General features: G+C 59.0%; 14 protein-coding genes. 6 read left to right on the forward strand and 8 right to left on the reverse strand.

Annotated elements, in window-relative coordinates; all coding sequences use genetic code 11:
• Both UP06_RS00375 and UP06_RS00380 read left to right on the forward strand, forming a co-directional pair.
• Positions 1-390, forward strand: a 390-nt coding sequence (locus tag UP06_RS00375; RefSeq protein WP_044999670.1) for a tyrosine-type recombinase/integrase, incomplete at its 5' end; no start/stop codon positions are given.
• Between the two features lie 194 nt (positions 391-584).
• On the forward strand, positions 585-1262 hold the full coding sequence (locus UP06_RS00380) for a hypothetical protein (protein ID WP_044999671.1): 678 nt from the start codon (positions 585-587) through the stop codon (positions 1260-1262).
• Between the two features lie 213 nt (positions 1263-1475).
• Here the strand turns inward: UP06_RS00380 and UP06_RS00385 are convergent, their stop codons facing one another.
• The 7 genes from UP06_RS00385 to UP06_RS00415 all read right to left on the reverse strand — a co-directional run bounded on the left by UP06_RS00385 (position 1476) and on the right by UP06_RS00415 (position 8595).
• The gene (locus tag UP06_RS00385; protein ID WP_156162681.1) at positions 1476-1859 is read right to left on the reverse strand and encodes a hypothetical protein; all 384 of its coding nucleotides are present in this window, start codon (positions 1857-1859) and stop codon (positions 1476-1478) included.
• Between the two features lie 318 nt (positions 1860-2177).
• Positions 2178-3362: an AAA family ATPase gene (locus UP06_RS00390; protein ID WP_050031508.1), complete on the reverse strand. Its 1185-nt coding sequence runs from the start codon at positions 3360-3362 to the stop codon at positions 2178-2180.
• Positions 3356-4003, reverse strand: a complete 648-nt coding sequence (locus UP06_RS00395) for a hypothetical protein (RefSeq protein ID WP_156162682.1) — start codon at positions 4001-4003, stop codon at positions 3356-3358. Before UP06_RS00395 ends, UP06_RS00390 begins: the two co-directional genes overlap by 7 nt.
• Positions 4004-4248: 245 nt before the next feature.
• Positions 4249-5559 carry an ABC transporter substrate-binding protein gene (locus tag UP06_RS00400; RefSeq protein WP_050031509.1) on the reverse strand — a complete coding sequence of 437 codons (1311 nt, stop codon included), beginning with the start codon at positions 5557-5559 and terminating at the stop codon, positions 4249-4251.
• 30 nt (positions 5560-5589) lie between these two features.
• The gene (locus UP06_RS00405) at positions 5590-6549 is read right to left on the reverse strand and encodes an NAD(P)H-dependent flavin oxidoreductase (protein WP_044999676.1); all 960 of its coding nucleotides are present in this window, start codon (positions 6547-6549) and stop codon (positions 5590-5592) included.
• Between the two features lie 3 nt (positions 6550-6552).
• Positions 6553-7785 (reverse strand): thiolase family protein, encoded by a 1233-nt coding sequence (locus UP06_RS00410; protein WP_044999677.1) that lies wholly within the window; start codon positions 7783-7785, stop codon positions 6553-6555.
• A 24-nt stretch (positions 7786-7809) separates the two neighbouring features.
• Positions 7810-8595, reverse strand: a complete 786-nt coding sequence (locus UP06_RS00415) for an enoyl-CoA hydratase/isomerase family protein (RefSeq protein WP_044999678.1) — start codon at positions 8593-8595, stop codon at positions 7810-7812.
• Between the two features lie 73 nt (positions 8596-8668).
• Between UP06_RS00415 and UP06_RS00420 the strand changes: the two genes are divergently transcribed.
• The 4 genes from UP06_RS00420 to UP06_RS00435 all read left to right on the forward strand — a co-directional run bounded on the left by UP06_RS00420 (position 8669) and on the right by UP06_RS00435 (position 12149).
• Positions 8669-9454, forward strand: coding sequence for an SDR family NAD(P)-dependent oxidoreductase (locus UP06_RS00420; RefSeq protein ID WP_044999680.1), 786 nt, complete (start codon positions 8669-8671; stop codon positions 9452-9454).
• Between the two features lie 86 nt (positions 9455-9540).
• Positions 9541-10182 (forward strand): TetR/AcrR family transcriptional regulator, encoded by a 642-nt coding sequence (locus UP06_RS00425; RefSeq protein WP_050031510.1) that lies wholly within the window; start codon positions 9541-9543, stop codon positions 10180-10182.
• Positions 10183-10284: 102 nt separating this feature from the next.
• Positions 10285-11835, forward strand: coding sequence for an AMP-binding protein (locus UP06_RS00430; protein WP_044999681.1), 1551 nt, complete (start codon positions 10285-10287; stop codon positions 11833-11835).
• Positions 11836-11936: 101 nt separating this feature from the next.
• Positions 11937-12149 (forward strand): hypothetical protein, encoded by a 213-nt coding sequence (locus tag UP06_RS00435; RefSeq protein WP_156162683.1) that lies wholly within the window; start codon positions 11937-11939, stop codon positions 12147-12149.
• Between the two features lie 632 nt (positions 12150-12781).
• Here UP06_RS00435 and UP06_RS40515 read toward each other — a convergent pair.
• Positions 12782-13777, reverse strand: coding sequence for a glycosyltransferase family 4 protein (locus tag UP06_RS40515; RefSeq protein ID WP_283806007.1), 996 nt, complete (start codon positions 13775-13777; stop codon positions 12782-12784).
• Position 13778 lies beyond the last annotated feature (1 nt).

Here is a 13778-nt window from a genome sequence, read left to right on the forward strand (position 1 = left end):
GACCGCGCGACCGTCCGACAAAGGAAGACCGGCCGGCCGGTAAAATTTGAGCTGACGGAATCGACCCGGCAGGCAATTGACGATTACCTGCGTATCACCGGCAAGAAGCCAGGAGAATACCTGTTCACAGGCCGGCGATTGGGTGGACATATGACGACCCGCCAGTATGCCCGCCTCCTATCCCACTGGCTCATCGACATCGGGCTGGACCCGCATCTGTTCGGGACGCATTCTCTTCGTCGAACTAAAGCGACCTTGATCTACCGCCGAACCGGCAACCTGCGAGCCGTGCAGCTGCTACTGGGGCACACCAAGATCGAAAGTACCGTCCGGTATCTCGGCATCGAGGTCGACGATGCCCTCGCGATAGCAGAACAAGTTGACGTCTGACTTCGGGGGCAGAGCAGACGTGCTCTGCGCTGCCCTCACAGACTGCTCCGGGCCAATAGGAGACAATTGCTGGCGTCACCCAAACATTCGATTAAACTCATGTTGCTACCTAAACGGGATACCAGCCGTTCTGGTTGTTTAGGCCGCGCATTTGTTCGTGTTCAAAAATCTGCTGTAGAGGTTCGCTAACCAGCATGAAATGGCTTGCGGTAATGCTGGGTGTCGTTGTTGCCGTTTACGCGGCCTACAAGCTGAACTTTCCGACCTATTCTTATCGCTACCGCCTTGAGATATCTCTTTCGGTCGATCAAATAGTTTACACCGGATCGAGTGTCATCGAGGTGACGTGGGAGTGTGGGCCGCACGTCGCCGGGCTGGCTCAGTGTTCGCCAAGCCTTGGCGGACAGGCTACCGTAATGGACCTTGGATCCCGCGGGGTCGTCGTCGCGACCTTGTATACCGGTGAAAATGTCAGTCCGGTCCCGGACGGAGCCGTTGATGCTATATGGCTCTGTGCGAGGGCGTTCGGCAATCGAAGCACCAGTGAGGACTTGCCCAAGCTCCCACATCTTACGGGTCGTCGCGCACTTTCGCCGGATAACTTTCCACGGCTGGTCTGGTTCTCGAACCCAGCCGATCCAAAATCCGCCCAGAAAGTGACGATCGGGAATGTCGCGAGCATTATCGATCCCGCGGCTCGCTTCACGGACGCCTTCGTGGAAATCACACAAGATCCAATCGTGGTGGACATCGCAATGAAGCTGCCTTGGTATTCGGCACTGCAGGAGGCACAGCGGGGAAAGGGCATCTATTCAGAGTCTGGTAAGTTTCAGCTCATTTACAGAATGTTCGTTGGAGAAAACACGACGTGATCGGCGGACGTTCGTCTGCTTTGGGTCAACAGCGCCCGTTTCGGCCGTGGGCAGTCAGGTCCAGTCTCCCCTCAACTTCGGACATGACCGGGCACCACCCGGACGGTTGCGAAGGGCCAGAAACGGAAAGGGGCACGTCGGCCGAAATATCATCGATAAGCCGCGCCGCTATGATGCCCGATCAGGATAAACCAACCCCCTAGGTAAAGCTGCTCACCCCCAATCACGAAAGGGACCTTCGGGACGGCACTTAAGTTCCCAATGGGTGTTCTCGCCGACGTTTTCATACGTCCAATCGATTTCGACGCTCTTGGTCAGCCGATCGATCCGGCCAGAGATGGTCGGCTTCCCATTCGCGTATTGGCTGCTGAACCCGACAAGCAAGGGAGTAATCTTCGCGATCGGTAGGATCTTATCCTGGAACGACACTGTTTGATCGACGCCGCTCACAATGATGCTGAGATTGGAGAGGGGCGTAAATTCCAACTCTGCTCCGGGCTTACCCACCAACCTACTCGTTCCAGTGCAGCGTAAAGTGATTTTCGAGCTTTGCTGCTGCGCACCGACGGACTGCATCGATGCAAGCAACAGGAACACGCATGCTAGTCTCATCGACGACAAGCCTCGTTGCTATGTCAGATGCTGTCTTCATGGGCTGGCATCATAGCTGCCGAGAACTACCGCCGCAAAGGTCCGCTTTGGGTCAAACTCCGACCTGACCGCGCCGGGTCAGCACTTCCGCAATACGGCCCAAAGCGGACGCCATACTGCGATCGAAAAACGGATTGACGGTGGTAGCGCCGGCCCGGCTTCCACCGGGCAGGCGGTGCTTCCACCGCCATGGGGGGTATGGGGGGTGGTGTGGCTAGGTCGGTGGTAGGGGGTGGAAGCCGGTGGAAGAGGCGGTGGAAGCCCCTACCCCTGAACCACGACCAGCCGCGAACGTTGCCGTGAGGGTGGCCCTTCGGTCACCACTGCAACCCGCTTGGCGTCCAACAGCCGCTGCATTGCCTTGGCGAACTGATCCTTGCTGAACCCTTTCCCCTTCGGGTGCTTGGCCATTTTGACAGGCGCATAGGACGTGCCCGGCTGTACCCCTAGATTTTGGCCTTGGTCGGTGAACAGGGCGAGCAAATCCACAAACAACGCGTCCGTCTTGCTGCCGATCAGACCTTCAATGATCGGATCAGGGCCGCTGTCGAGGGCGTACAGGCCGTCATCCCACCGCATGGCGATAGACTCACCCACCCGGCCGTAGTTGGCCTTGACGACCTTTAGAACGCGAGCGTCCGGGTCCCTTTCGTTTGCCTCAAGATAGAGGCGACTACGAACCGAGTTATTCCAAGCGGTACTGCCTGAAGTTCCTGTGCCGCTAGTCAAACCGGCGACGCTGGGATGACTCAGCAACAGTACGGCGCAATCAAAATCTATCGCCAAGCCACGAAGCATCGAAACGAACTTACGCACCTGAGCCCGGTTGATCTCGTCACCTCCGAAGACATCTGCGGATGGGTCGATCACGACAAGCCGCGGTGCCAAGGTTCGAGTCTCGGCTTCAAGCTTCCTAAATATGGCCGTGGCAGACAAATTTCCTTTCCGGTCCGGTTCGGCCAAAACAGCATCCGAGCCGGCCAACGGAATGAGCCGCACGCCGTCAAGGTCGGAAAGTTTTCGGCCTGCGCGGTCCACGATCGTGCCCAATCGACGGTGCAATTCGTCCGCCTCGTCTTCGGCCCCGAAGTAGAGACAGGGGCCGGCAGCAACGTTATGGCCGAACCATTGCTCCCCGAGAGATGACGCTGCGATCAGTTGTAGGATGATCTCGGTTTTGCCTGAACCACCGGCACCGCTCAGGTTTGTGACTGTGCGGTGTGGAATCCAGCCCTCGACAAACCAATGACGCTCCGGAATCGGCTTGTCTTGCCAATGCCGCGGATCAATTACCGGAAGGCCCGCTTTCAGGTCCGCCTTGACGGCGTCAGGCAATTGCAACGTTTTTTGCCTGTTGTCGTTTGCGGCCTTGGCGTAGGCGTCAATTTCAGCTTTCGCCGCTTCGACTTCGGCGCTGAATCGCGGGTGTATGTCTGCAAGGTTCACCATGAGCGACGCGCCTCCATTTCTACCGCAACGCGGATCGCGTGCCATTTAACCTCACGTTCGTAATACGCTTGGATAGCCTGCGGCGTGTCGTCGATCTCAAACCGCGCTAGTGCTGCTTCGTCCGATGCAAATCCCCAATCCCACGCCTCTAGCGCAGTCTCGATATCACTGCATTCGATCGTCTCGGCTTTGGCCAGTTCCTTAAGAGCCTTTCGGCTGACCGGCGCGACGTGGCAGGCGCCCGTGCAGCCAGCCTCAATCCAATCCATCGGATGCGCGTGAAGCCGAACCACCGGCAATGCTAGATTCTCGCGACCAAGCCACAACGCCCGGCCGGTGATGGATGCGAATTGCATTTCGTCACTGATCACCAACAGATCGATGAACTTCCCATTCTCGAAGATAGGAACGGCTAGCTCAGGTGGATGTTCAACATGGTCTTGCGAATACACAACGAACTTGTATCGGCCGGCTTCAGGAGTCCACACGACGCCGTACTGAAAGACCGCGGCTTGCGGCGGGGGCGGTGTGTTGATGCCATGTTCAACGAGCCACGTCATCGCCGACGCCTTGTCACCGGCATGTTTTAGAAACTCCCGCTCAACTTCTTCCGCAGGTGGCAGCGTGTCGTCAAAAGTCATTTCCATCTTACGCGGCAACGCTGCTCAAAGGAGACAGGTTCTTAATTAGCGCTTCAATGAAGAAGGCCAAGTCGCCGGAGCGATGATAGAAACCAATCTGCTTTGTCGATTGATTGAGACCGTTTCTCCAAATCTCTGATCCCCAACTATAGTAAGCTCTCAGTTCTTCCCATTGTGCATCTGTCATATCGTTCACAGCCGTGGCGAGTTCGTCGAGCCAAGCGGCAGCGCGAGCGTTTCGCGGATCATCTGGCCAGCGTACCGTTAGCGACTTGCGCCAAGCTGATGTGCGTTCCAAGGTCTTGGAAATGCCCCTCTGAGACATTGTCGTCCGCCGTCCGCACGATCTGATTTAAGCGGCCGGCTGTGGCCGTGTCGGGTGATGGAGCGGCAAGGAGCTTTGTGGAAGCCGCGGTAAGCGTTGAAGTTAGGTATTTGATAAAGTCGAGCTTGTCGGACATAGTATCCTTTATTCGCCGGGCAATTCCGGCATTGTGGCACGCGAAAATCCGCTGCGTGCGTTGCGGGGAGCGATATGGCTCGGATAAGTCTTCATCTGGCCGCAGGGCAATCCCCTCGGTCTTGCCGACGCTTTCGACCGCCTTCAGATAGTGAAGCACCGAGCTGTAAACCGCCGCCTGGAGCATGTTCGGCGCCGCCCCTGTGCGTTCCCTGAACCGTTTTGTCCAGGCTCGGGTGGCATCATTCATGTCCCAGTAGAATGATTCCGAGACGACGACGCCGTGCGCAAACTCGAGACCCAGCGCTTCAATGTCGTTGATCATGGCAAGCAGACCCGCCACCTTGATCGCATTGGGCCCTGATGTAAGGCCAAATTCGGCTGCCTGCTTGAGCGAAGTGACGACATCAGCACCGGCGTTGGCCAGCACGATAACATCAGGCTTGGCTCCCTGAGCCTGCAAAAGAAACGAGGAGAAATCCGCAGTATTGATCGGGTGTTTCACGGAGCCTACGACGGATCCACCGTCCGCTTCGATGATCTTGGTCGCGTCCGCCTCCAACGCGCGACCTGCGGCAGCGTCGAGAGTCAGAAAGAAGAAGCGCTTTCCGCCGGACTTCATCAGAGACTTGATGCTGGTCGCGACCATCGCATGTGTGTCCCATGCCCAGCTCGAGATCGTTTCGGCACACAACTTTCCGGTTACGTCGGGCGAAACAACGCCGGAAAATGCAACGATCTTATTGCGTGATTTCGCAATTTCCAGGATCGCCAGAGCAACGGATGAGCCGGCACCATCGAAGATGGCATCGACTCCCTCATTGTCGTACCACTTTCTGACGATGCTTGCGCCGATGTCGGGCTTTTGCATGTGGTCGGCGACGACGAGTTCGACCGGCTTGCCAAGCACCTTCCCGCCGAAATCCTCGATCGCCAGCTCTGCCGCGGCGACTGACCCCTTGCCAGTTATCGCTGCATAGGGTCCGTTCATATCTGTCAGAACACCGATTTTGACGCGATCATCGGCAGCTTGGACGTGCGCCGACATAAAGAATGTCGCAAGCGCGATTGACGACAGCAGAACGCGTATTTGCATCGTTGATTCCTCCCCGTGACGAATTACGTATTATTGCTGGCCGATGAGCTCGCCAGGTCCTCTCACTTGAGCTCCGATGAGGCGGGCGACACCATTTTGGTATTCATCCTTGAGCTGCTCACAGAGGGCGCGGACCGGCACGATTTCGGTTATCGCCCCCACGCCCTGACCGGCGGACCAATAGTCCTTCCAGACCTTTGGGCTGATTTCCTCGGCCACGTTGAATTGAACGGGACCGCTCTCCGGTCGACGGAATTTCTCGATGGTTTGCTTGAGGAAACTCGCTCCCATCCCCGAGATCTCATCCGTGAAGACGATATCTTCGATGCATGAGGAGACGATCATCTCCTTCTGGCCGCGGGAAGCCATGCTCTCCTCGGTGGCGACGAACCTCGTTCCAAGCGACACCATGTCGGCCCCCGCGGCGATCGCCCCCGCGATCGCCTGCCCACTGCTGATCGCGCCGGCGAGGATGAGAGTCTTCTTCCCAACGATGGGCCGCAGTTCAGCCAGGAAGGCGAACGGATTGTATGTCCCCGCATGGCCACCGGCGCCCTGCGTAACCGCGATGATCCCATCGACTCCCGCTTCCAGCGCCTTGATCGCGTGTCTGACGGTGGTCGCATCGTGAAATACAAGACCACCATAGGCGTGGATCGCATCGACAATCTCGCGCGTGATGCCAAGCGTCGTGACGACGATGGGGGCCTGGTACTTGATCGCAAGCGCCAAATCAGGAGCTTGGCGCGGATTGGTGCGATGAATCCCGAACATGGGGGCAAACGGCGCTGAGCTCTCGTCGGGCAGACGGCGTCGAATTTCGATGAGCCACGCTTCAAACCCTTCCGCCTTTCGTTGGTTGAGGGTCGGAAATGCTCCGACGACGCCGGCCTTGCATGCCTCGACGACAAGGTCTGGTCCCGACACCAGGAATAGCGGTGCGGCCATCACCGGCAGCTTCAGTCTTTGACGCAGTTTCTCGGGGATCATCCGTCATCTCCCGAGGATGGTGACAACAGCGGCAGCCTCTTCAACGCCGATGAAGCCGCCGCCATTTTCAGCGATCGCGATACGCGCGTCAGCGACCTGCCGGGCGCCAGCCTCGCCGCGGAGCTGCTGTGTGAGTTCGTAGATCTGACCGAGACCGGTGGCGCCGATCGGGTGCCCCTTTGATTCGAGACCTCCCGACGGATTTACCGGAATTCGACCACCCAATGCGGTCTCACCACGTTCCGAAAACGCCCCACCCTCGCCGATTTCGCAGAACCTCAGATTCTCGATCTGGACGATTTCTGCGAATGCGGACGCGTCGTGCACTTCCGCGACTGACACGTCCTTCGGTCCGACACCCGCCTCGTCGTACGCCTTGTCCGCTGCACGTCGACAAATGTGTCCTTCGGCATCGGACCAATCGCGGGAAGATCCGCTGGTGAGAGCGCAACCGAGAACACTGACCGGCCGGGCGTCGGAAAATCGCGGCAATGCTCGCTTGGTGCAGAGGATCGCTGCCGCTGCACCGTCGCTGATCGGCGAACACATCGGGAGCGTGAGTGGCCAGGCGATGAGTTTTCCCTCCAACACATCTTCGACACTCATGTCGTTCTGGTATTGCGATAGAGGGTTCAACGTGGAATGGCGGTGGTTCTTGGCGGCGACTGTCGCAAGCTGACGTTCGGTCGTGCCGAATCTGCTCATGTGGCCCTTGGCGAGGGACGCGTACAGCTCCATGAACGGGCTTGCTACCCCGGGCCCACGCCCCGCCGGGGTCGGGAAGTCGGCCCCGATCGAGGCGAGCCGCTCGGCAATGGCCTTCGACTGGTGGACGTCCCATCCGCCATCGAAAACGGCGGCGGATTTGAGGCGATCCTCATTGTACATCTTCTCCGCGCCAACCACGAGAGCGATATCGGCGGCGCCGGCGCGAAGATGGTTCATCGCCTGATAGAAGGCGGTAGAGCCGCTGGCACAGGCGTTTTCGACATTCACAATCGGGATGGACTCGATTCCGCTCTCTCGCAATGCGATCTGACCACGAATCAGATGCTGACCCTCGATGATCGACTGGGTCGTATTCGAGAAGAATGCGGCCTCGATATCGGCGGCCCGACAGTTCGCATCTCTAATCGCCTGCAGAACGGCTTCGGTCACAAGCGATTTCAGAGACCGATCCAACCAGCGGCCGAAGCGTGTCATACCGACGCCGACGACAAAGACTTCTTCATTCATGAGACGTGCTCCCTGGAGTGATCGTCATCGGCCGAGGAAGTTCGGCTTGCGGCGTTCGCGGAACGCCGCCAAACCTTCGCTTCGGTCGAAGCTTGTCGTGTGGAGATTGCTTAGCGCCTGTTCCAGCGCGAGGCCGGCCGACTCGGACATGTCGAAGGCGTGGGCGACGATCTGCTTCACCCGCGCGAGCCCGATCGGGCTTTTGGCCGCAATGGCCGTGGCGATGGCATCGGCGCGCGCATGAAGTTCCGCGGCCTCTACGACCTCGTTGACGAGACCGAACTCTGCCAGTCGTTCGGCAGGCAACAGCTCGCCTGTGAACAGGAGTTGTTTCGCTCGTGCCATGCCGATCCGACGAGGCAAGCGAATGCTGCTACCAGCGCCCGGCAGAAGACCGTAGTTGGCGTGACCATCGCCGATCGGTGCTCCACGCGCCGCGACGATGATGTCGCAGGCTAACAGCAATTCCAGACCACCACCGACGGCGGCGCCGTTGACCGCAGCGATCGTCGGCTTCGGACTTGCCGCAATTCTCGACATGAGAGTCGTCGCGGTCAGAAGGAACGCCGCGGTTGCTTCGTCACGCTCGTGATCAGGCAGTGTTTCAAGGAATTTGAGGTCGGCGCCTGCGCAAAAGGCCCGACCAGCACCCGTGAAGACGATCGTCCGGACGGATTGATCCGCCAGCATATCGGCGAGGCCAATGTCCAGGGCCTTCAACAAGTCCGGGCACAGGCTGTTCAACTCCTTAGGGCGATTCAGCGTGAACCACGCAGCCGCATCGCGTCGTTCAATGGACAGTTCTTTCATTCAACGCTCCCGCTATTTACTTCAGAGTAAAAAGATTGTACTAAAAGTCAATAGCGCCAAAGGAGCATGCCTGATGACCAACATTCTCGACCTCAAGGGACGCGTCGCGCTCGTCACCGGCGCAGGGCAAGGGGTGGGTCGGCAGGCCGCGCTGCACCTGGCTTCCAACGGCGCCGGCGGCGTGGTGGTCAACGATTTCCATTTGGATCGGGCGCTGGCCGTCGCCGAGGAAATTCGCGCTATTGGTGGGTCCGCTACCGCCGTTCAGGCGGATGTCACTTCACTCGAATCGGTCGAGCAGATGTTCGCGAAGGCCCAGGAGGCTTTCGGTCCCGTCGATGTCCTGATCAACAATGCGGGCAATGCCGGACCGACCCGGGATGTTGCCGACATCAAGCCGTTTTGGGAGACCGGCCCACACGACTGGGCTACGTGGCTCGGTACCAATTTCTACGGCGTGTTGAACTGTTGCAAGGCAGCATTGCCGAATATGATGTCGCGACGATACGGACGGATAACCACGGTGATTTCGGATGCGGGCCGCGTGGGCGAACCGCACCTTGCGGTCTATTCCGGCGCAAAGGCGGGAGCGGCCGGCTTCATGAGAGCGCTTGCCAAGGCCGTCGGACGGTCGGACGTCACCGCGAATTGCGTTGCATTGTCGGGAATCCGTACGCCTGGAGTAGCCGGTCTCATCAGCGATGAAGCGGTTGCCCGAATGTTAAAGAGCTACTTGATCCGCCGTCTCGGTGAACCGACCGACGCCGCCAATATGATCCTCTTCCTGAGTTCTGATGCGGCGAGTTGGATCACCGGCCAGACCTATCCGGTCAACGGAGGGTACGCCGTTTCCTCGTGAGGACCTCCGATATGCACCGGATCGAACCCCGAGCTGATTGTTTAAGTCTGCCGGTTCTGGTAATCGCGGGACGAAGGGAGACAACATTGCCAGCACGACCTCGGAAGGCCGACGCATGGAAAGACGCCGGCCAGAGTCGCGACGAGCAGTTCGCGGCAAAGCGGGCTGCTCTGATCCGGAAGGCGGCCAGAGCCTTTAGTGCGCGGGGCTTCTATAACACCTCGCTCGACGACATTGCGGCAGAACTCGGCGTCACCAAGCCGGCTCTTTACTACTACGTCAAGAACAAGGAAGAGATCCTTTACGCCTGCCACCTGATTTCGAACGAACTCGGTACTCAGGCGATGACCTTCGCGGAGAGCCTGCCCGGCTGCGGGCTCGATCGGGTGGTGGCGCTCGCACGCCGGTACGTCGAGCTCCTCACGGGCGAATTTGGCGCATCCGCGGTGTTGATGGAGTTTGATGCCCTCCAGCCCGAAAACAAGAAGACGATCGTGGCCGGCCGAAACCGCTTTGATCGTCGTTTCCGTAGCCTTATTGCCAAGGGTGTCGAAGACGGGTCCATCCGTAAAGTTGATCCCAAGCTCACCGTCTTTTTCTTCATGGGATCGGTGAACTGGATGACCCGCTGGTTTCGACCGGATGGCACCTTCAACGGGCAAGAAATGGCGGATCGGTTCGCCGACTATCTGCAAGAGTCCATAAAGGCGCGTTCGAACCAAACCTGACGCTAGAACCACAGGCCGTGCACTGATTCCGTGTATCGCAAAGGTCTGGCAGCGTTTTTACTTTGAAGTAACTTTATAGCCGGAAAAGGCAAATAAGGGAGGATGAACTTGTCGATCCACAGCGGCCTTACCATCGCCGGACAGACACTTCGCGCCCTCCGCCGATATCCCGACCGGATTGCGTTTTGCTCCGAAGTGGGGACCCTCAGCTATGCTGGGGCAGTCGACTTGATCGGACGCATTCAGTCGGTGTTTTCGCGCGGTGGCCTCAAACGAGGCGAACGCGTAGCCCTGCTCTCCGAGAATTCGGCCGAGAGCTGGTGCACCGCCGTCGCAGCTCAAGGGTTGGGGCTAAGCGTCACATGGCTACATCCCAAGGGCTCACTTGCGGACCATTCCTTCCAGGTGGAGGACAGTGAATCAGCCGCTATCGTCATCTCCGCTGCGTCGCACGCCGAGCGCGGCAGAGACTTGGCTTCCAAATGCGGGAGCGCGGTCAAGCTATTCTCGCTGGGCTCTTTCGACGCCGCCCCCAACCTGCTGCAACTCGCTGCGGATAGCGGCGCGGCGACGGCGGTCGATCTGGCAGAGCCCGATGATATCGCACTTGTCCACTATACCGGCGGCACGACTGGTCGAAGCAAAGGCGCCGTTCGGTCGAATCGAAACGCAGTCGCCTTCGCGTGCGTGAGCGTTCTCGCCGATATCGAATTGCCTGAGCTCCCTCACTATCTGGCTATCGCCCCGAACAGTCATGCAGGTGGAACGATGCTACTTCCGACCTGGCGTCGAGGTGGAACCGTTCATACGGTATCGAAGTTCGAACCCGACCGAGTTTTCAATGCGATTGAAAAGGGACGGATCAACATAACATTCCTGGTGCCGACAATGCTGTACGCCTTGCTGGACCATCTCGAACTCGCCCGGAATGATATCAGGTCGCTTCAGTGCATCTATTATGGTGCGGCACCGGCGTCGCCACAAAGGCTGCAGCAGGCGATCGATCGGTTGGGACCGATTCTCTCACAGGGATACGGTCAAACCGAGTGCTACCCGATTTCAGTGCTCCGGCGCCAAGATCACTTGGTCCCGGAGCTCTTGACGTCTTGCGGGTTGCCGGTGGCGAACTGCGAAGTGCGGCTTTTGGACAGCGCAGGTCAAGAGGTCCCGGTTGGCGAGCCCGGCGAGATATGCGCTCGCACTCCGGCGGCGATGGATTTCTACTGGCGTCAGCCCGAACTCTCAGCCGAAACACTTCGAGACGGATGGGTACATACCGGCGACATCGCACGCATGGATGAACGCGGGTACATGTTCATCGTCGATCGCAAGAAAGACCTCATTATCTCCGGCGGCTTCAATGTCTATCCGCGAGAAGTGGAAGATGCGCTGACGAACTGTCCGGGAGTAAAAATGGCGGCCGTGGTTGGACTACCGGACAATTACTGGGGCGAAACGGTCGCGGCTGCCGTCATCGTGGATCCTGGATCCGACATCTCAAAGGAAACGATCATCGCTCATGTCAAAGCATTGAAGGGAGCGATTCACACGCCGAAGCGCATTCAAATCGTTACCGAGTTGCCACTCACCTCGCTTGGCAAGATCGACAAGGTAAGGCTCCGACAAAACCTGATGGCTAACCATGCAGGCTGACGCCTGATGGGGGGCGCCGGCATGGATGCCTTTGGGCTAAATCCTGCAAAACGTTTTGACAGGTCGGGCAAATCACCGACACTATTCCATCGATGATTTCCGTGACGATTGAAACAGGTCAACGCAACATGGCTGTGCTCGAGCAAGCGGTGATCAAGGACAATACGCTTCTGCCCGGCGAATGGTACGGAGGCCAACTGCACCTCGCGCCGCCCACTGATCAGGGCGGTGCGCAAAAGACCTATACTGTGGTGATCACCGCAGGATCGGACCGCCACGTGATCGATATGGCTCAAGGACCGCCCGGCGTGTGACCGGGTTAAACTTCATCAATATCGAGATTGCGGTATCAGTGCACTCAATGGCTCAGCCGCTTTCGAGGGTGCGAAGACGCGTGAACTAAGTGCACTGTCACCGTCATGCGGCTAGCTCCGCTTCTCAGCATACCATCGGGTTATCCCCGTGGTCGCAAACGCCATCCGGTTGCTCCGAGGGCACCGGCGCAAATGCGTGGTGGGCCGGCGCAGCGATCGACCGCTCGCCCTCGATGCGAGGGATGCTCGACCCCACACTCTGTTCGGTGTGTCGATCGCCGGCGCGGTTCTCACGCGCCTGGAGCGGCGTCGTGAAGATTGCGGTGACGACCAGTCCGGCCAGCAAGGCCCTGGACAGGACTGATCCGATGGGACTTTGAGATGTGATCATGGTGGCGGTTCCTTTCGATTGGGTGATCTCCCGCGAGGCAAGAGATCCGATACATCACCTTAGACGTCCGCGGCCGCACGCTTGTTACCAGATCACGAAGTAGTGCCCGATATGCCCGCCGCACGTCATCTTAGCGGTCACGAGACAGAGAGCTGCGCCAGATCCGCTTGCCTGCATCCAACGTGAACAAAAGTTTAGTTGGACCATGTCCGCCGACACTCTCTCTCCGCTCTTCCCGCTCTCATCCCAGGATCGATCGGTACAAGGCCAGATATCGATCCGCCATGCGGTCTACCGTGAAGCGCGCAGAGACCGCGGCACGGCAAGCCGCGCGATCGATCTGGTCGATGCGCGCGATCGCATCGACCGCGGCGTCGAGACTGTCGACCAGAAACCCGGTCACGCCATCATCGATCAGCTCACGCATCGATCCCCGGTTGCAGGCAATGACTGGCGTTCCGCAAGCCAGCGCTTCCACCACCGACAGGCCAAACGGCTCATCGAAATTGATGAGGTGGAGCACCGCGCGCGCGGACCCGAGGGTTTTCGCGCGCGCCGCGCCGCCGACCGGGCCAAGATAGACCGCAGAGCCGTCCGCGAGTGCGGGGACGACCCGCTCATCGTGGTAAGTCCGGTCCTGGACGATGCCGGCCATGACCAGTTTCCGTCCCGATCGACGGGCCGCCATGATCGCCTCAGCAGCCCCCTTGTCCGGATGAATGCGGCCGAAGAACAGCAGGTCTTCGCCGCCATGCGGATCGAATGGAAAGTCTGCCAGCGGGATACCGTGGTGGATCGTTGCGGCATAGCGCAAGTCCGGATGACGATTGGCCTCGCTGATGGCGACATAGTGGACGCGATCTTCGTATTGCTTGTAGGCAGGCAGAATGCGTTCCGACGAGAAGCCGTGGATTGTCGTCACCATCGGGGTCCCGACCAGCCGCGAGAAAGCGTGCGGTACGAAATCGGCCTGGTTGTGAATCAAGTCGAACGCGCCGGCCTGCTCGAAGACATGGGCGACGTGGAGCATCTCCCACACTTTCGCGTCGATCGCGGGATCTTCGGAATAGGGCGCCGGGCAGACTCCATCCAGACGGGCTGACGTCCTGCTATCCAACGTGGCGAACAGGGTGACGTCGACGCCGCGCGCCACCAACGCCTCCGTCAGCAGACTCGTGACCTGCTCCCAGGGCCCGTAGTGGCGCGGCGGTGTCCGCCAGGAGATCGGCGCCAGCATG

This window comes from Bradyrhizobium sp. LTSP857 (assembly GCF_000938285.1).
In the GTDB taxonomy this organism is placed as follows: Bacteria; Pseudomonadota; Alphaproteobacteria; order Rhizobiales; family Xanthobacteraceae; genus Bradyrhizobium.